This is a genomic window from Butyrivibrio sp. XBB1001 (genome assembly GCF_000424505.1).
Classification (GTDB): Bacteria; Bacillota; Clostridia; order Lachnospirales; family Lachnospiraceae; genus Butyrivibrio.
This window is the reverse complement of record NZ_KE384201.1, coordinates 118291-142531: the sequence shown is the minus strand read 5'-3', so window position 1 is coordinate 142531 and position 24241 is coordinate 118291. Positions and strand designations below refer to the sequence as shown.

The window sequence follows — 24241 nt, the reverse complement described above, 5'->3', positions numbered from 1 at the left end:
GGCTTATGTAAGGTGAATGTTATGTTGGTAAAGAGTAGTTATGAACAGGAAAAAGAGATTGTTGATGAAATAATATCAAGTGACGCAGAGTTGAAAAAACAGCATGAGCTTTTTTTAACAGAAATGGCATTTAAGCAGGAAATGATCAATGCCCGTAAGGCGCAAGCTCTCACACAAAAGGATGTGAGCCGTTTGTCCGGACTATCACAGCAGGCAATCAGTAGAATAGAAAATGGGGCAAGTGTGACTATAGGCACAGTGATAAAGTATCTTGATTCTATCGGATATACTTTAACAATCAAGAAAAAATGATATGTAAAGAAACATGTATCTGAATTTATTTAGCTATGGCCAAGTTATTATTCACTCACTTGACATTCCCTGCACATAAGAGTTTAATGTAATAGAATAAAATAAAGCCGCTAGGGGAGCTATGCTGAGATTGAACGCTACGAGCGTCTAACCCTTATTACCTGACCCGGATAATGCCGGCGTAGGGAAGCTACATGTTCTGATAATTGTAAATTACTTGATTACAGGATTTTAGGTGTGATCACTGAGATGAATCTGAGAGTTAGGAATCACACTTTCAAAGCTGGAGAGATTCACGAAAGGTGCATTTGCTCAGAACAACTTAGAGGGAATATAAGATTCCTCCCTGGATGCGGATAAATCTAGGGAGGATTTTTTAATGGGATTATTTTTAGAAAAAGTAATTGAAGATGGAGATGTTTACTACAATATCACCAAGGGAGGATATGCACTTGTTGTAGTTCTTGCACTTATAGCTTTTGCAACTATCAGCTTTTTCAAGAATTCAGATGGAAAAGGCAAGATGAGTGTCAAGCAGATCACAGTGTCAGCTCTTTGCCTTGCTCTTGCTTTTGTTCTTTCAAACATCAAGCTTTTCAAGCTTCCAATGGGCGGTTCACTTACTGTATTTAGCATGTTTTTTGTAACATATATTGGTTATCTGTATGGCCCAAGAGTCAGCTTGTCTGCAGCATTTGCTTATGGACTTCTTCAGATGATCGCAGATCCATATATCATCAGCGTTCCACAGCTTCTGTGCGATTACATCCTTGCATTCGGCGCACTTGGTCTTGCTGGATTTTTCCACAATAGCAAGGTTGGAATGCTCAAAGGTTACTTTGCAGGAATTTTCGGAAGATATGTCTTCTCTGTTTTGTCAGGTGTGATCTTTTTTGCTGATTACGCTCCAGAGGGTTCATCAGCACTTGGTTATTCACTTACCTATAATGCTTCCTACATCGGAGCAGAGGCCATTCTTACAATTGCAGTTATGGCAATTCCTGCAGTTCGCGTAGCTCTCCACAGAATCAAGGCAGAAGCTCTTGAAAAGAGTGTGAGAAAAGAGCATCAGGCTGCAAATGCCTGATTTTTGAGAAATAAATCCAATATTTGATGAAGAAAAAAGATTTGTTACCCTTTTTCACCAAATTAGGGGTAACAAATCTTTTTTTTAATTACATAATATATTCTGCAAACCTGGCGTATTCCTTGGCGCTTAGCATGGCGCTGACCTTAACGCCTTCTGGCAGGTATTCACTGGCCTTAACCTTGCCGGCTTCATTTAGCATATTAAGAAGACCACCCTCTGAGTAGGGCAGGAGCATATCGCACAGAGTATCGTCTGCGCCAAGCTTTTCCTCTATAAGATCGATAAGAGTATCAAGGCTGCCCTGATCCTTGCCGCAGATGTAGGCCCTGTCATCCACAGCCCTTGGAACATCCATAACAAGCTGATCATTATCCCGCTGCTCATCCTGCACAAGATCTGATTTGTTGAAAACATAGATAACTGGGATGTCTCCGGCGCCTATTTCTGCCAGAGTTTCTCTCGTCACATCCATGTGAAAACGATATTCAGGATCAGCAAAATCAATGATCTCTAGAATAATGTCGGCGTACTTGGCTTCTTCCAGGGTTGAACGGAAGGCTTTGACCAGAGAGTGAGGGAGCTCACTTATAAAACCTACGGTATCTGTCAAAAGAAAGGGTCTCTTCCCGGGAGCTGCTATCTTTCTGACAGAAGTATCCAGAGTTGCAAACAGCATGTCTTTTTCCAAAACCTGCTTATCTTCAAAGGCTTCGCCGCCATAGAGGCGAAGAAGATTATTCATGATCGTGGATTTGCCGGCATTTGTGTATCCTACAAGAGATATCTTGGGAATTCCCGAATCTATACGCTTGCCGCGTTGAGTCTCACGCTCTTTTTCCACAGCTTCTAGCTCTCTTCGAAGCTCAGCCATTCTGTGCTCGATACGTCTTCTGTCAAGCTCAAGCTGCTTCTCACCTGAACCCTTATTGGAGAGCCTTCCGCTTCCTCCGCCCTGCCTTGAAAGAGAGCTTCTCATTCCCACAAGCCTTGGTAGCATGTACTGAAGCTGGGCATATTCGACCTGAAGACGAGACTCCCTTGTCTTGGCCCTCTGGGCAAAGATTTGCAGGATAAGTCCAGTTCTGTCGATAACTTCGGTGTCTAGTACCTTCTCCAGATTTCTGATCTGCATAGGAGAGATGTCATCATTAAAAATTACGATGCTAGCGTCAAACATCTCAATTGCGCCTTTTATTTCTTCGACCTTACCACTTCCCACATAGGTGCTGCGGTCTGGGCTTGGAAGATTCTGAGTTGTAGTGCAGGCTACTTTGATATCAAGAGCCTTAGTCAGCTCTCTTAACTCATTCATGGACCTTTCAAACTCATCCTCTGACTTATTAGTGTTAAGCCCAACAATCACCGCCTTAACCTGCGGCGTATCTTCAATTATCTGATGGAGTGTATTCTTCAAACCATTCCTCCTTTTCTTCAAAGACTTATCTCATTTTAAAAATATTAGCAATGCACAAACCAACTGGTATCTACGCACTATCAGCAAAAATAAAACATCATAAACGTTATCTACGCACTATCAGCAAAGATAACACATCATAAACGTTATATATTCACTATCGGCAAATATAATACAATATAATCGGTATTTATACACTATCGGCAAAACGGCGTATTCTGCGGTAGTAAGAGGATAGATGAATATTATTTTGCGACTTTTTAAGCTACGTAGATGAGACCAATCAATTTCGAGTGCCTCTGCACGATGAAATTGATGCTCTGGGCTCATCGAAGTGTCCAGCTTAACAGGAGCAAAAAATATTTATCTGACGATTATCACCACAGAATACGCCGTTTTGTTCGAAAATTATATATTACAGCAATTTAATTCCATTTTTATCGCACTCAGTCACCATTTCTTCTGGCCAGATTGAGCACTGAACCTCTCCAATATGTGCCTTCCTAAGGAAGAACATACATATTCTGGACTGTCCGATACCACCACCAATTGTGTACGGAAGATCCTTTTCTAAAATAGCCTTCTGGAATGGGAGATTAGCTCTCTCTGTGCAGCCGGCCTTTTCAAGCTGTGACAAAAGAGATTTCTCATCAACCCTTATTCCCATGCTGGAAAGCTCAAGAGCAATATCAAGAATAGGATAGTAAACAATAATATCAGCATTCAGCTGCCAATCGTCATAGTCTGGAGCACGTCCGTCGTGTTTGTCGCCAGAAGCAAGATCGTCACCAATCTGCATGATGCATACAGCGCCCTTAGCCTTGGCAATGTAGTATTCACGCTCCTTAGGAGTGTTGTCTGGGAACATATCCTCAAGTTCCTGAGTAGTAATGAAGAAAATCTCATCGGGCAAGATTTCTTCTATATAATCATATTGGATAGACATGAACTTCTCGGTCTTGCGAAGAACCTTGTAAACATCACGAACTGTGGCCTTCAAGAAGTCAAGATTACGGTCCTTCTTTTCGATAACCTTCTCCCAATCCCACTGATCAACGAAGATTGAGTGGATGTTATCAGGAATCTCATCACGTCTGATAGCATTCATATCAGTATAAAGACCTTCACCAACGCCAAATCCATATTTTTTCAGTGCAAATCTCTTCCACTTGGCAAGAGAGTGAACAACCTCGGCTGGCCTTTCATTTTCATTAAGAATGTCAAAAGAAACAGGTCTTTCCACACCATTTAGGTTATCATTAAGACCTGACTCGGGTGTAACAAATAAAGGCGCTGTAACTCGAAGGAGGTTCAGCCTTGTTGCCAGCATGCCCTGAAAAAAGTCTTTTACAGTCTTGATTCCGATCTGAGTATCATGAAGATCCAGAGCGGATTCATACTTCTTAGGGATTTTGAGATTCTCCATAATTAATATGCTCCAATTCCAAATTCATATTTTTTGGTTAACTTATTACATATTAAAACGGTGTATTCTAGATTGCAAGGGTTTTGTTTATCCAGTATTCATGCGCTTCTGTAAGGGGTTACAAAAAATTCGTGATTTCGTCACAGTTTCGTCACAATTTCCTATTTACATATACAAACTCGTAGTGTATATTACACAGAAGTATTTAAATGTTTTTATTGTTCCGTTACAAAGTATGTTAACGGTTTCTGGGATAAATGGATGGATCCCAAGGAGGTTTTTATGATAGGAAATGTTATTAAGAAGCACATTATGTTGAAGCCTACACAGGTTGAGGACTTTGTCAAGGAAGCTACTAAGTGTGATTTTGACGTGGATATATATTACAACAGATATGTAGTTGATGCGAAGTCTATTTTAGGAGTATTTGGCCTTGATCTTACCAAGACTCTTACAGTTGAGTATCAGGGAAATAACCAGCAGTTCGAGCAGTACCTTAATGGTCTTGCAATCGCTGGCTGATAAATTAGCTTTTTTTCTTTATTATTTGAATTGTTCAACATACATTATGATTTAAGAGGATGAGATATCTTTACCGATGTCTTATCCTCTTTTTTCTTTATTGCAGGCTTGATTGTTTTTTGATTGGCCACCAGATGGTACAATATACTATAGATTTTGGTGACTTCAAATAGAAACCCGCACTAGCTGCGGGTTTCGTAAGAAAATGATACAAGAGGAAAACAAGCCCTGCAGCGAAGCTGCCTTTAGATGGCTTGTTTTCATAGATTTTTGACATAAAATGGCAAAAATCTATGAATTCCTGTGGACAAAAGAGTAATATGTCCGCAGGAACCTAATAAATTAGGAATTGGCAAAATATCCACCCAGGAGAAAACATGTTAGAAATAACACTTTCCGTCCGCGGCCTTGTAGAGTTTATCCTAAGGAGCGGCAGCATAGATAACAGAATTCATCAGGCTCCTACAGATGCCATGCAGGAAGGCGGCAGGATTCACCGCATGATTCAAAAGAGCATGGGGCCCGACTACCACGCAGAGGTACCACTTAAATACGTCCACAGCACAGAAAACTACGACCTCGTTATAGAAGGCAGAGCTGACGGTATTCTGGACAAGTATTACGGGCAGGAGGATGCCTACGATCCACAGGCGAGCTTTGTCCTGACAAGTTCTAGTAACGCTCAGGATGGTCCTATGACTCCGTCCCTTAGGTCCATCCAGAATTGTACACTCCCTCTGATTGACGAAATAAAGGGCACCTACAGAGACCTTTCCAAGATGAAAGAGCCCATTGATGTGCATCTGGCTCAGGCTAAAGTTTATGCCGCAATCTACTCAAGGCAGGTCCATTGCCCTGGAATCAAGGTCCGCATGAGCTATTGCAACATAGATACTGAGGAAATGAAATATTTCGATTTCTCGTACACCTACGAGGAAATCACAACCTGGTTTGATGATCTTATTAAAAGATATCTCAAGTGGTCCGATTTTGAGTATGAATGGGGACTTTCGCGCACATTATCCATAAAGGCTGTTCAGTTTCCTTTTCCTTATAGAGACGGGCAAAAAGATCTGGCGGCAGGCGTATATAGAACAATTATCCACGGAAAAAAGCTGTTTTTAGAGGCACCAACTGGAACAGGTAAGACTATAACCACGGTTTTCCCCACAGTTAAGGCAATCGGAGAGGGCAAGGCTTCAAAGCTCTTTTATCTTACAGCCAAGACAATCACAAGAACCGTAGCAGAGGAGGCTTTTGATACCCTCAGATCTGGACAGAATCTCAGGTTCAAGACTGTGACCATAACCGCCAAGGACAAGATATGTTTTCTGGATGAAAAAGAGAGAAACTGTAATCCTGAGGCCTGCCCTTATGCAAAGGGCCATTTTGACAGGGTAAATGACGCTATTTTTGATCTTCTGACAAACGAAGACTCTTTTGACAGGGGAAAGATAACAGAGTATGCCGAAAAGCACCAGGTATGCCCCTTTGAAATGTCGCTTGATATGAGTCTTTGGGCTGATGGCGTTATCTGTGATTACAACTATGTCTTTGATCCCTTTGTTTATCTGAGAAGATTTTTTGCAGAAGGCAGGAAAAATGACTATGTATTCTTGGTGGATGAGACTCATAATCTGCTTGATCGCGGCAGAGACATGTATAGTGCATTCCTTAGAAAAGAGAGCTTTTTGGAGCTTAAGAACACAATAAAAGAGTTCCATCCGCAGATAGCGGGACACCTGGAAAAATGCAACAAAGCCATGCTGGAGATGAAAAGAGCCTGCGATGGCTGTAGCAAACTTTCTACAATAGATAGTCTTATAAATCCGCTAAACAGGCTGGCGGGCATAATTTCAGAATATCTTGAAGACCATTCAGAGGGGCCTTGTAGAGATGAGATTCTGGAGTTTTATTTTGATGTCTCAAGGTTTCTTACAATATATGATCTTGTGGATGACCATTATGAGATGTTTAGCGAGTTTTCAGAGGATGGAAGCTTTTTAGTGAGACTATTTTGCGCAGATCCTTCCAGAAATTTAGCGGAATGTATGGCAAGAGGCAGGTCTTCTATTCTCTTTTCCGCAACGCTCCTTCCTATCCAGTACTACAAAAAGCTTCTCGGAGGCACAGAGGAAGACTTTGAAATCTATGCCAAGTCCGTATTTGACCCGTCGAGCCTTGGTGTATACCTGGGAGTTGACGTTACCAGCAAGTATTCTGAGAGAAGTCCCCAGCAGTACTACAATATTGCAAGCTATATAGACAGCGTAGTGAGGGCAAGAAGTGGAAACTATCTTATATTCTTTCCTTCACACCAGTTTCTTGAAGATGTTCTTGAGATTTATGAGGAAGAATTTTTAGATGAAGAGGACACAGAGATTCTAGTTCAAAGAGATTACATGAGCGAAGAAGCCAGAGAAGCTTTCCTTGAAAGGTTTTCCACAGGAAATAACATGGATCTTTCAAAAGTTATCCACATGGATCTGGAAGTTGTGGAAGATAAGAATGTTATTGGCTTTTGCGTCATGGGCGGAATATTTAGTGAAGGCATAGACCTTAAATACGATAGCCTTATCGGTGTAGTGGTAGTAGGGACAGGTATCCCTCTTGTATGCAATGAAAGAGAGGTACTGAGGGAATATTTTGAGACAAAGGGCTACGATGGCTTTGATTATGCTTACAGATTTCCAGGTATGAACAAGGTACTTCAGGCAGCAGGCCGCGTAATAAGAACGGAGGACGATAGGGGAGTTGTAACTCTTTTGGACAATCGTTTCACGCAAGCAAGTTATAAATCTCTTTTCCCGAGGGAGTGGAAGGGTTACAAAACGGTCACGACTAAAACAGTCAAAAACGAGATTCTTCAGTTCTGGTCTGAAAGAAAAGGTGACTAAAAGGAATATTTTTTCCAAAAAACAAAAAAGAGGATGGAAATGGTTGACATAAAACAAAATTACTATAATTTATGTAAACCACAAAAATTCTCGAATTGTATCAATTGTTCGAACAATAATACGTATTTTTGCATAAATGATGTAAAAGTTATAAATAAATGACATCATTGTCATGTGGATAACTCTGTGGAAATTGGGGATATGTTGGTGAACAAATTTACGAAGCCCAGTAAATTGGCGGTTTTGCGATAGGTGCAAAAATAAACTAATAAACGAGCAAAAATAATCATATGACCAGGAAAGTCAACAGATATATGTAAACCATATCATACGGCGACACCTATGTCATAAAAATCAAGAAAACCTAGTAACCATGCATGTTTCACACTTGAAATAGCATGGCTACTGGACCTAAAATTTATTGCATATAAAAGAAAAAATGTTGTAAAATATAAAATACACTTATAAACGGATGAATGTTTAATTGTTGACACTGTTTTGTTGTGGGCGGGGATAATATATGAATATCAAAGATTACAACAATGAGATTCAGACATTAAACAGTGAACTGATGCTTGCCAGATCATCTATGTCTGGTAGCTATATTGGTATTTGCAATCGTCTTGTCAGGGCTGCCAAGAGGCTGGATGATAACAATCTGGTGGGGTATGCCTATTATTATCTTGCGGATGCGTATTATCTTTTGAGCACCAACTATCGCAAGTTCAACCAAAATCTCCTAAAGGCAATTGAATATCTTCAGGCTGAGGGCGACAAGGAGCATCTTGCCAGATGCTACAACCTTTTGGGCATCGATTCCTTAAACCATGGAAATAGTGAAATGGCCCTTGATTTCTTTATGCGCGGGATAAAATACTGCGAGGATCTGCCAGATAGCGCTATTCCGGGATTTATGGAATTTAACATCGGCCACATATACTACACCTGCGATGATATGAAATCTGCCCTTTCCTATGTTCGTTCCGCTTATAAGCACATAAGGCGCAATCGCAGGGAAAGCCTCTATTACCGCAACATTCTCTTTTGCCACCTGATGCAGATAGGCTGCTACATTAAACTTGGGAAAAGAGATTCAGTTTTAAAGTGCCTTGAGTCTATAAGAAAGCTGTCCCAGTCCCCGAATTTCAATGAGGAGATAATGGGAAGCATTCCAGTTCTCGATACTAAGATGAGAGCTTGCCATTTTCTTGGGGATAAAGAGGGGTTTGACAAATGTTTCAACGCTCTTAATGAAATGATACGGAATAACAACTTCTCTTTGGATGATATGGAGGATGTATTTAATACAGCCAGGTTCTATCTGAGTATTGGCATGGTAGAGGATGCTATCAGGATTGCCAGATATACGGAAGGATCACTTGGTGATATTAATATTTCGAATATTCGTTTAAACCACGCAAGGCTTCGCTGCGAAATATATCAGATGACCAATGACAATAAGGCCAGACAGGCGGCCCTTGAGGACTTCTTTAGATATACTCAGGAATTTGAAAAAGAGAAAATGGAAAGCTACAAGTTCTTTGCAAGAATGAGGGAAAAGCTTGCCAGAATAGAAAAAGAAAATAACATGCTCCAGAAAAAGGCCCAGACAGACGAACTTACAGGCCTTGGAAACAGATACGGCCTTAACCAGTTTGCAGATCACGCCTTTGAAAAGGCTTATGGCAGGGGCAGGCATCTGGCAGTGGAACTTCTCGATGTGGATAACTTTAAGGCATTTAACGATACTTACGGCCATCAGGTGGGGGATCTGTGCCTTAAGCATATCGCAGGTGCAATCAAGCAGTTGTGCGATAGCAGAAGTGGAATCCACGGCTTTAGATATGGCGGCGATGAATTTGTAATCATATACGAGAACATGAAGGATGACAGGATCCTGGAGTGCGCAAGAGGCCTCAGGGAAAAGGTTGCCGACATTCCAGATGAGATAAAAAAATATATCGGCGACAAGAAAGTCAGTATTTCCCAGGGAATCCGCAACTCTGTCCCTCAGGAGACCAGTAAGCTCTGGGATTACATGTATGCTGCCGACAACGCTCTCTATGATGTTAAGAAATCCAAGAAAGGCGAGATAGCCCTTTTGCACAGCGCTGTTATCTCAGAATCCTCCCTGGCTGAGGCTACCTATGCGATTGTGGATTAAATACTTGACACAAATTTTTTTTACTTATATAGTTATTCATAATTAAACATTAAAGGTTATGAGAAAGAGGAGTACATATTTAATCCTGCCTAAAGAGAAAGTGCCTGTCTGGCTGGTTTTATTCTGACTAGTCATTCGGTGAGAGGGCGCTGACAGTGAGGATATGGAAGGTAGCTTTTGAACCGGGCACCCAGAACGGAGTCGGTAGTACTGATCCCATAAGTGTCCCCGTTTTATCCACGTTACAGGATAGAGCATTTGAGCAGAGTACTTGCCGAGGGCTGAGAGGATTTAGCGAGGTATTATCGAGCTTAATCCGAACGTCTTCCATCGAGCGTAGCGAGAGTGGAAGTGTCCTTGACCGAGGCTAGTACGAGCCATGGGTGAACACTTGACGAGGTTTTTACGAGTCTAGTGAGAATCCCAGAGCAGAGTACTTGCCTTACGCATACAATTGCTCCAGATGCTTACTGAGGCGGAATTTTTCCGTGAACTAAGGTGGTACCGCGTATATTTAATGATATTACGCCCTTAGCAGTCCAAGAAGGCTGCTAAGGGTTTTTTCGTGTATAGCACTGCTTCCGGACACTTAACGAGGTTTTATCGAGTTTAGTGAAGCGGAAGCTACAATACAACTCGTAAGCAACCTTAGAAGAAATTATGAAGGAGACAAGTCATGAAGAAAGAACTCGCAAAAACTTATGATCCCAAAGACATTGAGAGTCGTCTCTATGCCAACTGGGAAGAGAAAAAGTACTTCCATGCTGAAGTTGATGAAAACAAGAAACCTTTTACTATCGTGATCCCACCGCCAAACATCACAGGTAAGCTCCACATGGGACATGCTCTTGATAACACAATGCAGGATATCCTGATCCGTTTCAAGAGAATGCAGGGCTACAACGCACTTTGGCAGCCAGGAACAGACCATGCTTCTATCGCAACAGAGGTTAAGATCATCGATACCCTCAAGAAAGAGGGAATCGACAAGAGAGACCTTGGTCGTGAGAAATTCCTGGAGAGAGCATGGGAGTGGAAAAAAGAGTACGGCGGAACAATCATTCAGCAGCTCAAGAAGATGGGCTCTTCCTGCGATTGGGACAGAGAGCGCTTCACAATGGATGAAGGCTGTAACGAAGCTGTTACTGAAGTTTTCTGCAAGATGCATGAAAAAGGCTATATTTATAAGGGAAGCCGTATCGTAAACTGGTGTCCTGTTTGTAAGACATCTATTTCTGATGCTGAGGTTGAGTACGAAGAGCAGGCTGGTCATTTATGGCACATCAAGTACCCTATCATCAACGAGGATGGCTCTGTTTCCAAGACTGAGTTTATCGAGTTTGCCACAACACGTCCTGAGACAATGCTCGGCGATACAGCTGTTGCTGTAAACCCAGACGATGACAGATACAAGAGCTTCAAGGGCAAGAAAGTTCTTTTACCTATAGTAAATAGAGAACTTCCAATTGTTGAGGACTCTTATGTAGATATGGAATTTGGTACTGGCGTAGTTAAGATCACTCCAGGTCACGACCCTAACGACTTCGAAGTAGGAAAGCGCCACAACCTTGAAGAGATCAATATCCTCAACGATGATGCTACTATCAATGCAAATGGTGGCAAGTTCGAGGGAATGGACCGCTATGCTGCAAGAGAAGCCATTGTAAAAGAGCTTGATGAGATGGGACTTCTTGTTGAAATCGAGGACTATTCTCACAACGTAGGTACACACGATCGTTGCCATACAACAGTTGAGCCTATGATCAAGGCACAGTGGTTTGTTAAGATGGACGAGCTCATTAAGCCAGCAGTTAAGGCAGTTAAGGACGGCGAGATCAAGCTCATTCCACCTAGAATGGAAAAGACATACTTCAACTGGACAGATAACATCCGTGATTGGTGTATATCAAGACAGCTCTGGTGGGGACACAGAATCCCAGCATATTACTGCGATGAGTGCGGCGAGACAATAGTTGCTAAATCAGCTCCTACAGTTTGCCCTAAGTGCGGCAAGACTCACTTTACTCAGGATCCTGATACACTTGATACATGGTTCTCATCAGCACTTTGGCCATTCGAGACCCTTGGCTGGCCACATGACACCAAGGAGCTTAAGTACTTCTTCCCTACAGATGTACTGGTAACAGGATATGACATTATCTTCTTCTGGGTAATCAGAATGATCTTCTCAAGCTATGAGAACATGGGAACATATCCATTCCACACAGTTCTTTTCCATGGCCTTGTAAGAGATTCACAGGGTAGAAAGATGTCTAAGTCCCTTGGAAATGGTATCGATCCTCTTGATATCATCGAGAACTACGGTGCTGATGCTCTTAGACTTACTCTTATCACAGGTAATGCACCTGGTAACGATATGCGTTTCTATAATGAAAGAGTTGAGAACAGCCGTAACTTTGCTAATAAGGTTTGGAATGCATCAAGATTTATCATGATGAACATGGCAGAGGATGCTAAGAGCGCTATCAACCAGCCTATGCCAGCAGCACTTGAGCCAGTTGATAAGTGGATCCTTTCTAAGCTCAATAATACAGTAAAAGAAGTTACAGAAAACATGGAGCACTACGAACTTGGTATTGCTGTTCAGAAGGTTTATGACTTTATCTGGGATGAGTTCTGTGACTGGTATATCGAGATGGTTAAGCCTCGTCTCTACAATTCAGACGACGCAGCATCTCACGAGGCAGCTCTTTGGACACTTCAGACAGTACTTCTTAATGCCCTTAAGCTCCTTCACCCTTACATGCCATTTATCACAGAGGAAATCTTCTGCACAATGCAGGATGAGGAAGAATCCATCATGATCTCCAAGTGGCCTGAGTACAAGGCTGAGTGGAACTTTGCTTCTGAAGAGAAGGCCATTGAGACAATCAAAGAGGCAGTTAGAGGAATCCGTAACGTTCGTACACAGATGAACGTTGCTCCTTCAAGAAAGGCTGCAGTTTATGTAGTTAGTGACAAGGACGAAGTTCTTGACATCTTCAGAACTGGTAAGCTCTTCTTTGAATCACTTGCTTATGCTTCTGAGTCTTTCTGCCAGAAGGACAAGACAGGAATTGCAGATGACGCAGTTTCAGTAGTTCTTGCAGAAGCTACAGTTTACATTCCTTTCTCAGATCTTGTTGATATTTCAGCAGAGATCGAGAGACTTAAGAAAGAACAGGCTAAACTTGAGGGCGAGCTTAAGAGAAGCCAGAACATGCTCAGCAATGAGAAGTTCCTTTCTAAGGCTCCAGCAGAGAAGATTGCTGAGGAAAAAGAGAAACAGCTCAAGTACCAGCAGACTTATGACCAGATAAAAGAAAGACTTGCACAGCTTTCTAAGTAAAGATATTAGATTCTTGTGGGCACATTTTTGCTATTGTCCTCGGGAAGTAATGATTCTAGTATTTGTTACCCGTAGAAGTGACTTTTACGGGTAACAAATATTGTTTTTTTGATGTTTGCTGGAAATTTTCCTTGAAAAATAAGGCAAAAAAAGCCCAAAGGGGTAACAACATAAAGATTTCTGTGGTTATGTAACCGCTAAGGGCAATATATAGTTAATAGAGAATTCTTGTTAGAAGATATAATAGCAGTAAGAGAAGAAGAGATTTAATATAAGCAGCGAAGTTGGGATGGAAAACATAATTTCAGAAGAAGTAAAAAAGATAATAAATGTAGTGGATGGCGGAGGACAGCTCACACTTAGGGAATGCGAGGAATTTCTTAACTCTATACCGAGCTTTACTACCAAGCACACTATTGAAGATACAAGAGATTTCCTAAAGTTTCTTGGAAATCCCGAAGAGAATATGAAGATAATCCATGTGGCAGGTACCAACGGTAAAGGGTCGGTATGCTGCTACATTTCATCTGTTCTGATGAAGGCAGGCTATGAAGTGGGAATGTTCACCTCTCCACATCTTGTGAAGATCACAGAGAGGTTTCAGGTGGATGGCAAGCAGATCAGTGATGGACTCTTTGCGGAGATATTTGTGGAATTACTCCGTAGGATCATGGAGTATGCGGGAGCAAGCGACTCTTCAAATACAGAAGCAGATGCAGAAGTAGTGGGTTCTGATATCAATTACTTCCCCACATACTTTGAATTCCTCTTTTTCATGGCTATGCTTCTTTACGATGTGTATCCTGTTGACTACCTTGTACTTGAAACAGGGCTTGGCGGAAGGCTTGATGCCACAAACTCAGTGGAGAAGCCTCTTTTATCAGTTATAACCGAAATTGGATACGACCACATGCAGTATCTTGGCAATACTCTTGAGGAGATTGCCGGTGAGAAGGCAGGCATCATCAAAAAGGGAGTGCCTGTAGTTCTTTTTGATAAGAGAAAAGAGACTACTGAAGTCATAAAGAAAAAGGCTCTTGAAATAGATACAAGAGTAATAGTTGTAGAGAACAGAAATATAGAAGATATAAGGTGTTTGGAGGATGACAACGGCAACAAACACGTTGCTTTTTCACTAAATAGCTTATATGATAAATATGTCGACTTAGAGCTTTGTACCAGAGCTGTTTATCAGACAGAAAATGCTGCAACGGCGGTGGCTGCCCTTGAAGTTTTAAGAGATCAGGGAGCAGACATTTCTGAGCTTGATATAAGAGAAGGCTTACTTAGTGCCAAGTGGGAAGGCAGAATGGAAGAAGTTCGTCCTGGAGTTTTTGTGGATGGAGCTCATAATATTGATGGCATTTCTGCATTCCTTGATTCCTGCAATGAGATAACCTGTGATGGCAGAAAGCTCATGCTCTTTGGCATAGTAGATGACAAGCAGTATCGCGATATTGTGGCAAAGATTCTTGAGAGCCATCAGTTTGACAATATATTTGTATCAGTCCTTGAGACTTCAAGGTCAGTGTCTGTCTCAGACTTAAAAGCTGCCTTTGAGGATGCCAAGGAAGAACTAGGAATAATCGGAGTTCCGGTCAAGTATTACAGCAATGTGCGTGATGCTATCACTGATATCATCACTATCAGGAAGTCTGGAGACTTGATTTTTGCAGCAGGATCCCTATATCTTGCAGGCCAGATAAAAGGAATGCTCTAACAGAATATATAATTAAAATGTTGCAAATGCAGTAATCATGATATTATTTAATATAGAGAATTACATCTGAGGGGAAAAAGATGATTAATTTTGAAGAGGAACTGAAAAAATTCAGGCCAAGTCTCGAGATTGAGGATGCAGAGGACATCATCTATAACCAGGATCTTGACGATATGTCAGATGTTTTGGTCAAGCTTTTAAAGGAAGCTAAGGGTGATTTTGACAATCAGAAGAGGACTAAGTAACAATGAAGTGCTATCGTTGCGGGGCTGAACTTGATAAAAAAAGCGATGTTTGCCCAGGATGTGGGACAAATGTCGTTACATACAAAAAGATAGTTAGTCTTTCAAACAAGTTCTACAATGAGGGCTTGGAGAAAGCTAGTGTAAGGGATATGACTGGGGCTATCAGTGCTCTCAGACAGAGCCTTAAACTTGATAAGAACAATATTGATGCCAGAAACCTTCTCGGCCTTATTTACTATGAGACTGGAGAAGTTGTTGCTGCGCTTTCTGAATGGGTTATCAGCAAGAATCTTAAGGCTGAGGACAATCTTGCAGACAAGTACATGGATTTTGTCCGCAATAGTCCATCACAGCTAGAGACAATCAACCAAACAATCAAGAAATTTAATATAGCTCTGAATTACTGCCGCCAGGATGGACTTGATCTGGCAGTTATCCAGCTTAAAAAGGTGCTTTCTTTAAATCCCGGATTTATAAAAGCGCATCTTTTGCTTGCCCTTTTATATCTTAAGGGTGGCAACTATGACAGGGCCAAGATAGAGGCTCAGAAGGCACTCAAGATAGATACAGGCAATGTTATGGCCAAGCGTTATCTCAAGGAAGCTGATTCTATGCTCCTTCCGGGAGAGAGTGGCAAACTTGTTTCTGATATTGCTTCATCAGATAGTGATGATGTTATCAGATATAACAGTGGCAATGAGATGATCATTCAGCCTGTTAAAAAGTCGGCTATAACCAGAACCGGCTCTATTTGGGGGATTGTCCTTGGCGCAGTTTTGGGACTTGCTGCGGCTTGCTTTTTGATATTGCCACAGCGTATTCAGAGCATCAATAGTGCCAACCAGAGTAAGATTACTGAGATAAGCGAGGAGTCTGATGCTAAGTCTGCACAGATAGGCCAGTACGAGCAGCAGATAAAAAATCTCGAGAGTCAGATCACTGATCTTCAGACCAAAGTTACAGATTACGAGGGCGTTGATTCTACATCAGCTGCCATGAACAGCCTTATGAAGGCTACCAATATTTATCTCACTGATCCATCAGATATAGACTCCATGGCTGAGGCTATGGCTGGTCTTGATCTGAATGCAATAAGTGACGATGTTTCACCAGAGTTTACAACTCTCTACGATTCCCTCATGTCTCTTGTGGGACCCAAGCTTGCTACTTCTTATTACAATGCAGGGTATGAGGCATATAAGGGCGCAGATTATGAAACTGCCATAAAGAGTCTGTCTAAGGCTTATCAGTACGATAATACCAACGTAAACACCTTGTATTATCTTGGAAACTCTTACTATGAGAGTGGCGACAAGGATAATGCCAAGACTATTTATGGAGAAGTGATTGAAAATTTCCCTGGCACTCAGAGTGCCCAGGCAGCTCAGACCAAGCTTGCTGAGATTAATAATGCTGGCTGAGAGCGGAAGTTCCTTGTTTATAGATTAAAAGAAAGTAATATACAATGATTAATTTTTCAGACTTGACCTTTATTTTCAGGTTTTTACCTGTGTTTATAGTGGCGTTTTATTTAACACCCTGCAAATACAGAAAGGTGACTCTCCTTTTGGGAAGTCTTTTGTTCTATGCAGTTGGTGATCTTAAAATGTTCCCGGTACTGTTGGGAGCAGTTATCATAAACTTCTTATTTAGCAGAGCTTTAAAGGGTGGCGGTAGAAAATTCCTCCTTGGCTTTGCTATTTGTCTTGATGTTCTTATGCTGGTTGAGTTTAAGCTCCTTGGTCAGTTTGTGGATAGCACTCTTATTCCTATTGGAGTCAGCTTTTTCACCTTCAAGATGATATCGTTCCAAATTGACAATTATAGAGGGAAGGTTTCGGCAGATGCAGGCTTTGTGGATGTAGCTGCCTATTTTACTATGTTCCCTCAGATTGTATCCGGACCCATCATGAGATATGAGGATTACGCCAAGAATCCATTCCTTGTGGAAAACGTCTCTGATGCAGAGGAAAACTTTGCTCAGGAACAATCTCAGGATCAGCAGGCAGAAACTTCTGTGGATGATGAGGGAAAAGAAAAAGATGATGTTCTTGACCTTGATACCAAGGAAGGAATGGATAAGCTTGAAAATAAGCATGCAATATTATCCACAATTTTTTCCCATATTGAAGATGGCCTTAGATTCTTTGTACTAGGCCTGGGGCTTAAGGTGCTTCTTGCTGATCACCTTGCAATGCTGTGGAATGATATTGGAACTATAGGCTATGAGAGTATTTCAACACCGCTGGCCTGGCTTGGAGCAGTTTGTTACTCAATGCAGCTTTACTTTGATTTCTGGGGATATTCTCTTATGGCTGCCGGAATTGGCGTAATGCTTGGATTTCCTTTTATAACAAACTTTGATCAGCCCTACTCTTCTAAGACTGTTTCTGAGTTTTACAGAAGATGGCACGCAACGCTTGGCTCCTGGTTTAGAGATTACATCTATTTCCCAATGGGAGGCAGCAGAAAAGGAAACTTTAGAACAGTCCTTAACCTTCTGACAGTCTGGCTCATAACCGGCTTTTGGCACGGAGTTACTTTAAACTTTATTATCTGGGGACTTTCAATTTTTGTGATCATCCTCTGCGAACGCTTTATTCTTTCAAAGTGTCCAAAGTTTATAAACGCTATCTTTGGCAGGATCAACGTTTTAGTGCTGATTCCGCTTACCTGGGTAGTGTTTGCTATATCAAACGGAAATATGCTCCTTGACTACTTTATGAGACTTTTCCCATTCTGGGGAGAAGGCGTTTCTGTCAATCAGGGGGATTTTATAAAAAATATTGAGATTTACGGAATTATCCTTGGCTTTGGCCTTGTTCTATTGATTCCGCAGGTTTATAGATTCTTTGAAAAACATAGAAAGAATCCGGTATTTACAATCGGATTACTGGTACTGTTCTGGGCATGTATATATAGCTTGTCCAATGCGGCAGGAAATCCCTTTTTGTATTTCAAATTCTGATTTTTGTCAGAAAAGAATTTGCAAATGTTTTGTGTAAAGTTGATATGAAAGTGTGAATAGATGAAGTTACTGAAAACTTGCCCAATCCTTATAGGGATTGTGGTAGTGACAATAGCATTAACGGCTGCCTCCTACGCTTTAGAGGACACCACTTATGCTGAGTATAAAGATGAGGTAGATCCTGCAACCATTCCTCATTTTGTACTGGTATTTAAGGGGCTTACTGATGGGATATATCCATGGAGCAATCTGGGAGATCAATACCTTGCAGATGCAGGAAATATGGACGGTGCTGATAACCAGAATCCAGATGGGGCTTCCACTTTAGGAAGTGGCGATGGTGCTGATGCAGCGCAAAGCGCTGATGATCTATCTACTACAGATGGCAATCAGACAGGACTTATGGACATCTCTGGAAACAGCATCTCAGGGAACAGTATTTCCGGAAATAGCATCTCAGGAAACTCAGTTTCTGGCAACGACGCTGATAAGACATATGAGTTCCAGCCTGTAGATGAAGAGTATTTTACGGATGCTCTTTTCATAGGAGATTCCAGAACTGTTGGTCTTTCTGAATACTGCGAGCCTCTCGATTCAAGAGCTACCTTCTATGCCAAGGTTTCTCTTACTATCTACGGCGTTATGGATAAAGAGTTTGTAAAAGATGGTGACTCCAAGACGTCCATTGCCAAGGCCCTTTCGGAGAGACAGTTCGGCAAGATCTACATTATGCTGGGACTTAACGAGATTGGTACAGGAACACCCGAGTCCTTTGCTGAGGAATATGGCAAAGTTATCGCAAGGATACGCGAGCTTCAGCCTGATGCCATAATCTATATTCAGGGCATCATGCATGTTACAGCCAATAAGAGCGACCACGACAAGTACTTTACAAATGACAATATAAATAAGCGAAATGAGGCACTTTCTCTTTTGGCGGACAATAAGACTGTGTTCTACATGGACATGAACGAAGCCGTGGACGATGAGAATGGTAATTTGTTAAAAGAGCTGTCTTTTGACGACGTTCATCTAAAGGCCTCATCCTACGATAGATGGTATCAGTTCCTTCTTGGACACGGGATTGTCAGGGACTGATTCCGGATAAAATGTGAAATTTGCAGGATAAATAGTTACTGCAAAAGGTTACAAAGAATCAATGATTTCAAATATAATTAGTGTTAGAATTGAAGGTGATTTTAAGTGGCAAGAGAGATGACTTTTAAGATGGAAAGACCTGGACTTCTCAAGGAAGGAGACAAGGTTACAGTTACAGAGGGTGTTCTTCCCAGTAACTATTACTACACAATAGACCCATCCCTTGCTATGTCAGGAAACTACCCTTTCAGGGAGAGAATGCTCGAGAGAGAGGGAGTAGTTACAAAGGTAGAGGAAAATGCTCGTGGATTCTACGTTACTGCGGTATTTGGGCAGGATACTTGATGAGTACTGAAATATAGCGTGGTAATAAGGGCTTAGGAGAATCCAAGGGGAAATAATTACATCATCAGGAGGGAAACACAATGGAGTACATTTCAACAAAATCAGCACCAGCAGCAATCGGACCTTATTCACAGGCTATCAAGGCAGGAGATTTTCTTTATGCTTCAGGACAGATTCCAATCAACCCTGAAAGTGGAGAGATTGAAGATATAACAATTGCAGATCAGGCAGACAGAGTCTGCAGAAATATTGGCGAGATCTTAAGAGCAGCAGGCACAGACTACGAGCATGTTGTAAAGACAACCTGCTTCCTTGCTGAGATGGCTGACTTCGGAGCCTTCAATGCAGTTTATGAGAAATATTTTGTTGGCAAGCCAGCTAGAAGCTGCGTAGCAGTTAAACAGCTTCCAAGAGACGTGCTCTGTGAGGTTGAGGTCGTTGCTTATTTAGGAAACTAAAAGGTAACAGGGTATGAAGAAAAAAGTTGTTGTAGCTATTATGGCTGCCTCTTTGATGATGGCGGGCTGCGGGAGCCTTGCCGGCAGACATAATATCGATTCGGGTTTTGCGTATATAGAAAGTCATGATTATAATAGCGCTCTTGAGAGCTTTGCTGCCGCAGAGGCCAAGGAAGAGGACGAATGCCTGATCCACAGAGGTCGAGGCATTATTTACCTTGAGACCGGAAGATATGAGGAGGCAGCTGAGGAACTTTTGGCATCTCTTGCCGCAGATGAGGGAATTGTTGATGACATGGACTTTGACACCAACTTTTACCTGGCAGAGGCCTACTACCGCCTTGGAGAATACAACAAGGCCAAGGAAGTTTACGACGCTATCTTGGGGCTTCGTAGCAGGGACAGTGATGCCTATTATCTAAGAGGCGTGTGCGAACTTGCTTCCGGCAATCATGATGCTGCCTATTCAGATTTTTCCAAGGCTATTTCTCTAAACTCCAAGGACTATTCTAAGATCATATTGATCTACAAATCCCTTGCTGAGTATGGCTATGATGAGGAAGCCAGGAACATCCTTCAGACAGCTCTTGATAATGGCAGTTCTTTTATGTCCAATTATGAGAAGGGCCAGATGTCCTACTATCTTGGCAATAATGCTGATGCCCAGAACTACCTGGAGGCAGCCAGAAACGAGCGTGACCAGGAAAAAGAGCCAGTAGTTCTTTTGCTGGGACAAACTGGGGAAAAGCAGGGCGATTACAACTATGCCATGAGCGTTTATAAGACATATCTTGCTGAGAATCCGGCAAGTGCAGTTGTATATAATCAGCTTGGAATGTGTCAGATAAAGCAGGGGGACTACAATGGAGCAATTTCTTCATTTGAGTCAGGCATTGCAGTTGATGATAAGGGTGTGAACCAGTCTCTTAGACTCAATGAGATCACTGCCTATGAGTATCTTGGCGAGTTTGCCATGGCTAAGTCCCTTATGGAGACTTACCTGGCTGATTACCCGGATGACGACAAGGCATTAAGAGAGAATATATTTCTTTCAACTAGGTAAAAGAGCTAAATTAGTAGCGCAAATTGGAGAGGGTATGAAAATAGAAGTATATAATGAGTGGGACCACGTCAACAAGGCAGAGGCTTCTGCAAACGACAACCTGGTCCTTACTTGGGACGGTGAATACAGAAAAGGGGATATCATAGAGTTTTCCGGTATGACGCCTGGAAACTACTATGTGGTCAAGGTAGATGCTGCCATTGACCCATCCCTGGTACTTATAGAACAGGAATCAGTTACCTTTCCTGTTCCTTTTTATGAGAAAAAGACAAGCTATAATCCCCTGGCTTTTTTTGGAAACAGACACTACATCTCTATCAGAAAAGCCAAGGACTACGAAATTTACAGCTATAGAAACCTTGCATTGAATCCCTTTGACCAGCATGAGGTCTCAGGAGTGTATCCTCACGCCAGTGCCAATGTGGAGACAAGAGGCGAAGCGGTCTTTGCAGCCAGAAACGCAATTGATGGCTGCATAGCTACTTCCTCCCACGGCGAGTGGCCCTATGAATCCTGGGGCATCAACAGGCAGGATGATGCAGAGTTTACCCTGGATTTTGGCACAGAAGTTGATTTTGACAGGATCGAACTCTACACAAGAGCAGATTTTCCTCATGATAACTACTGGACAGAAGCACAGTTCACATTTTCTGACGGAACAAGTCAGAAAGTAACAATGGACAAGAAATCCGCGGAGCCTCATGTCTTCGAAATCAAGAAGGAAGGTATTAAGTGGCTTAAATTAGGAAATCTCATTAAAGCAGATGATCCAAGTCCATTCCCAGCATTAACTCAAATTGAAGTATACGGAACGGTTCGTAATTGAAATGTAATATTTTAGTTGCTGGCCAGTTTATATGAGATGGGCATAAATGCGCAGTTCTCGTACTAGGAGATAATTCAGTCTCATCTTTAATGAATTACGACGCAGACGAAAACAAGTATTTATGCCCGCTCATAGAATTGGCTAGCAGCGGAAATACGTAAAGGTATGAATAGAGGAGATTATATGACAGGGCAGCGCAGTCATTTGACGAGAGATTATTTGAAGGAAATCTTTGGGGCAGGGAATTATGACAGATACCCTGATATCTCTGACAGGAAGGCCTGGGATGGCCTTTCTGAGAATCTAAAAAATAAACTGATAAAGGCTGGGGAAGAGGCTGAGGAAGAACCTTGGACGCAGCTTTTGATTTCTGACTTTCTGGAATTTAGTAAATCTGGCAACAGGGTCCGTTTCGAGGATCAGTATTTTCCAAGGAGAAGAAAACTAAATAAGCTTGTAATGGCAGAGTGCGTCGAGAACAAGGGACGCTTCCTTGATGATATTCTGGATGGACTTTACCTTATTTTGGAAGAGACCACCTGGTGCCTGCCGCCTCACACAAGCTATGAAAGAGATGGCAGACAGGAGACCCTTCCAGATGTATCAAGGCAGATCATAGATCTTTTCCAGGCTGAAAGTGGAGCAGAGATAGCCTTTACGGAATATCTGCTGCGTCCAGCCTTTGAGAAGGTAAGCCCTCATATCAGCATATATGTTAATCAGAGGCTTGATGAGAGAATCTTTAAGCCTTATCTTGGACAGTTTTTCTGGTGGATGGGAGACGGCGAGCAGACTATGTGTAACTGGACGCCGTGGATTGTTCAGAACATCCTTATCTGCGCTCTTACAAGGACAGAAGGTTACTTTGAAAAGAGAAATCTTAAAACAGAGGATGGAAACACAGCCAGCCTTATGACTTTTCTTGAAAAAGCCGCTGTTTCTGTGGATTATTTCCTTGATGAATATGGCACAGATGGAGGCTGCAACGAGGGAGCCCAGTATTATTCACATGCAGGACTATGCCTTTTTGGGTGCCTGGAGCTTATTGATGGAGCAACAAGCATAAAAGATGAATTGAAATATGCAGAAGTTGACAAAAACGGACAAGTTCTTTTACATGACGAGCAGAATGAATTACATAATGCAGATCAATCTGACACAAACGAAAACTATGCCCATTGCTTCTCAGAGATTTTCTCCGAGGAGAAAATCCGCAACATAGCAAACTTCATTGTGAAGATGTATGTTGGAAAGGGCTATTACGTAAACTTTGCTGATTGCAGTCCACTTGCAGGAAGAAGGTCGGCAAGAGAGTTCTTGTTTGGAAAAAGATGTGGTGACGAAGTCCTTGCAAGCTTTGCTGCTGCTGACTTTAGAGAAGGCTCAGATGATGAGAAGCTACTTAGCAGCGAGATAAATCTCTTTTACCATGTTATGCAGGCCTTTGCCTATGACGAAATGATGGATTATCCAGTAAGTTCAGGACTTCCGGAGGATTCCTGGTTTGATAGCATGGGGCTTATGGTTGCAAGAGATAAGATTTATACTCTGGCTGCCAAGGCTGGAAATAATGGAGATAGTCACAATCATAATGACGTTGGCTCTTTTACCATCTACAAAAACGGAAGGCCCTTCTTAATAGACCTGGGTGTTGGGACTTATACTAAAAAGACCTTCTCAGATAGCCGTTACGAGCTCTGGACCATGCAGTCTCAGTTCCACAATCTGCCAACATTCCTGGACTTTGCGGCTACGAGTGCCCAAAATGGAGGCGCAAGTAGCGCAGATAATATTGCCGATACGCTTGGTATGGACTCAGCTGCAGATGCCCATAATCCGCAGATCATCATGCAAAGAGATGGCGCAGAGTTTGCTGCATCAGATGTTTCCTGTATTTTGTGCACCAATAATACAGCAGAAGATAAAAAAGCTGTCAGCTCCCTTAAAATGGACATTTCAGGGGCCTATGGAACATCCAACTTTATTTACACAAGGGAAGTATCCCTTGTAAAGGGAGAAGGCGTAACCGTAAAAGATACTTATAAGGGCGGATTACCCTTTACTCTTAGCCTTATGACATATGAGAAGCCGAAAATTATGCCATCTTCAATAGAAAACACAATAGAAACTTCCGAAGCAAAAGAAAAGATCACCAACATTTCTGTGGGTGATCTTGGAAATATCACTGTTAAAGGCCCTGTTACTAAGGCACTTATAAAGGAATATGAGATAGCTGATGAAAGGCTTTCTATAGCATGGCATCACAATGTGTACAGGACATTACTAGTCTGTGATAGTGAAGGTGTCAGTGCAGAGTGTGATCTTGATATAAAGATTGAATAAA

The 24241-nt window shown here is 41.9% G+C and carries 18 protein-coding genes and 1 riboswitch; of the genes, 16 read left to right on the top strand and 2 right to left on the bottom strand.

Features of this window, described 5'->3' with window-relative positions; translation table 11 throughout:
- The first annotated feature begins 21 nt into the window (after nucleotides 1-21).
- On the top strand, nucleotides 22-312 hold the full coding sequence (locus tag G631_RS0116580) for a helix-turn-helix domain-containing protein (protein ID WP_026490391.1): 291 nt from the start codon (nucleotides 22-24) through the stop codon (nucleotides 310-312).
- A 102-nt stretch (nucleotides 313-414) separates the two neighbouring features.
- Nucleotides 415-517, top strand: a riboswitch (TPP riboswitch).
- A gap of 174 nt (nucleotides 518-691) precedes the next feature.
- Nucleotides 692-1399 carry an energy-coupled thiamine transporter ThiT gene (gene thiT, locus G631_RS0116575; RefSeq protein ID WP_026490390.1) on the top strand — a complete coding sequence of 236 codons (708 nt, stop codon included), beginning with the start codon at nucleotides 692-694 and terminating at the stop codon, nucleotides 1397-1399.
- An 88-nt stretch (nucleotides 1400-1487) separates the two neighbouring features.
- On the opposite strand, the gene hflX is transcribed toward thiT, so the two are convergent.
- Both hflX and asnA read right to left on the bottom strand, forming a co-directional pair.
- Nucleotides 1488-2816: a GTPase HflX gene (gene hflX, locus G631_RS0116570; protein ID WP_155833954.1), complete on the bottom strand. Its 1329-nt coding sequence runs from the start codon at nucleotides 2814-2816 to the stop codon at nucleotides 1488-1490.
- Between the two features lie 415 nt (nucleotides 2817-3231).
- Nucleotides 3232-4242, bottom strand: coding sequence for an aspartate--ammonia ligase (gene asnA / locus G631_RS0116565; RefSeq protein WP_026490388.1), 1011 nt, complete (start codon nucleotides 4240-4242; stop codon nucleotides 3232-3234).
- A gap of 282 nt (nucleotides 4243-4524) precedes the next feature.
- On the opposite strand from asnA, the gene G631_RS0116560 reads away from it, so the two are divergent.
- From G631_RS0116560 to G631_RS0116495, 14 genes are all read left to right on the top strand, one after another.
- Nucleotides 4525-4764, top strand: a complete 240-nt coding sequence (locus G631_RS0116560) for an HPr family phosphocarrier protein (protein WP_035789970.1) — start codon at nucleotides 4525-4527, stop codon at nucleotides 4762-4764.
- Nucleotides 4765-5141: 377 nt separating this feature from the next.
- Nucleotides 5142-7661: an ATP-dependent DNA helicase gene (locus tag G631_RS0116555; RefSeq protein WP_026490386.1), complete on the top strand. Its 2520-nt coding sequence runs from the start codon at nucleotides 5142-5144 to the stop codon at nucleotides 7659-7661.
- Nucleotides 7662-8181: 520 nt separating this feature from the next.
- Complete coding sequence (locus tag G631_RS0116550) at nucleotides 8182-9825, top strand: GGDEF domain-containing protein (protein WP_026490385.1); 1644 nt, start codon at nucleotides 8182-8184, stop codon at nucleotides 9823-9825.
- Nucleotides 9826-10501: 676 nt separating this feature from the next.
- On the top strand, nucleotides 10502-13174 hold the full coding sequence (locus G631_RS0116545; protein WP_026490384.1) for a valine--tRNA ligase: 2673 nt from the start codon (nucleotides 10502-10504) through the stop codon (nucleotides 13172-13174).
- A gap of 289 nt (nucleotides 13175-13463) precedes the next feature.
- Nucleotides 13464-14894 carry a bifunctional folylpolyglutamate synthase/dihydrofolate synthase gene (locus G631_RS19625; RefSeq protein ID WP_081671393.1) on the top strand — a complete coding sequence of 477 codons (1431 nt, stop codon included), beginning with the start codon at nucleotides 13464-13466 and terminating at the stop codon, nucleotides 14892-14894.
- 80 nt (nucleotides 14895-14974) lie between these two features.
- Complete coding sequence (locus G631_RS21250) at nucleotides 14975-15139, top strand: hypothetical protein (RefSeq protein WP_013281541.1); 165 nt, start codon at nucleotides 14975-14977, stop codon at nucleotides 15137-15139.
- A gap of 2 nt (nucleotides 15140-15141) precedes the next feature.
- A complete protein-coding gene (locus G631_RS0116530) occupies nucleotides 15142-16560 on the top strand; it encodes a tetratricopeptide repeat protein (RefSeq protein ID WP_026490383.1) in 1419 nt (472 codons plus the stop codon).
- Nucleotides 16561-16706: 146 nt separating this feature from the next.
- The gene (locus tag G631_RS0116525) at nucleotides 16707-18107 is read left to right on the top strand and encodes an MBOAT family O-acyltransferase (protein WP_196803895.1); all 1401 of its coding nucleotides are present in this window, start codon (nucleotides 16707-16709) and stop codon (nucleotides 18105-18107) included.
- 60 nt (nucleotides 18108-18167) lie between these two features.
- Nucleotides 18168-19205: a GDSL-type esterase/lipase family protein gene (locus tag G631_RS0116520; protein ID WP_026490381.1), complete on the top strand. Its 1038-nt coding sequence runs from the start codon at nucleotides 18168-18170 to the stop codon at nucleotides 19203-19205.
- A 105-nt stretch (nucleotides 19206-19310) separates the two neighbouring features.
- Nucleotides 19311-19550, top strand: coding sequence for a hypothetical protein (locus G631_RS0116515; protein ID WP_026490380.1), 240 nt, complete (start codon nucleotides 19311-19313; stop codon nucleotides 19548-19550).
- An 80-nt stretch (nucleotides 19551-19630) separates the two neighbouring features.
- Nucleotides 19631-20008, top strand: a complete 378-nt coding sequence (locus G631_RS0116510; protein ID WP_026490379.1) for a RidA family protein — start codon at nucleotides 19631-19633, stop codon at nucleotides 20006-20008.
- Nucleotides 20009-20021: 13 nt separating this feature from the next.
- The gene (locus G631_RS0116505) at nucleotides 20022-21071 is read left to right on the top strand and encodes a tetratricopeptide repeat protein (protein ID WP_026490378.1); all 1050 of its coding nucleotides are present in this window, start codon (nucleotides 20022-20024) and stop codon (nucleotides 21069-21071) included.
- A gap of 34 nt (nucleotides 21072-21105) precedes the next feature.
- Nucleotides 21106-21897, top strand: a complete 792-nt coding sequence (locus tag G631_RS0116500; RefSeq protein ID WP_026490377.1) for a carbohydrate-binding protein — start codon at nucleotides 21106-21108, stop codon at nucleotides 21895-21897.
- 183 nt (nucleotides 21898-22080) lie between these two features.
- On the top strand, nucleotides 22081-24240 hold the full coding sequence (locus G631_RS0116495; RefSeq protein ID WP_051197338.1) for a heparinase II/III domain-containing protein: 2160 nt from the start codon (nucleotides 22081-22083) through the stop codon (nucleotides 24238-24240).
- The last annotated feature ends 1 nt before the right edge of the window (nucleotide 24241 follow it).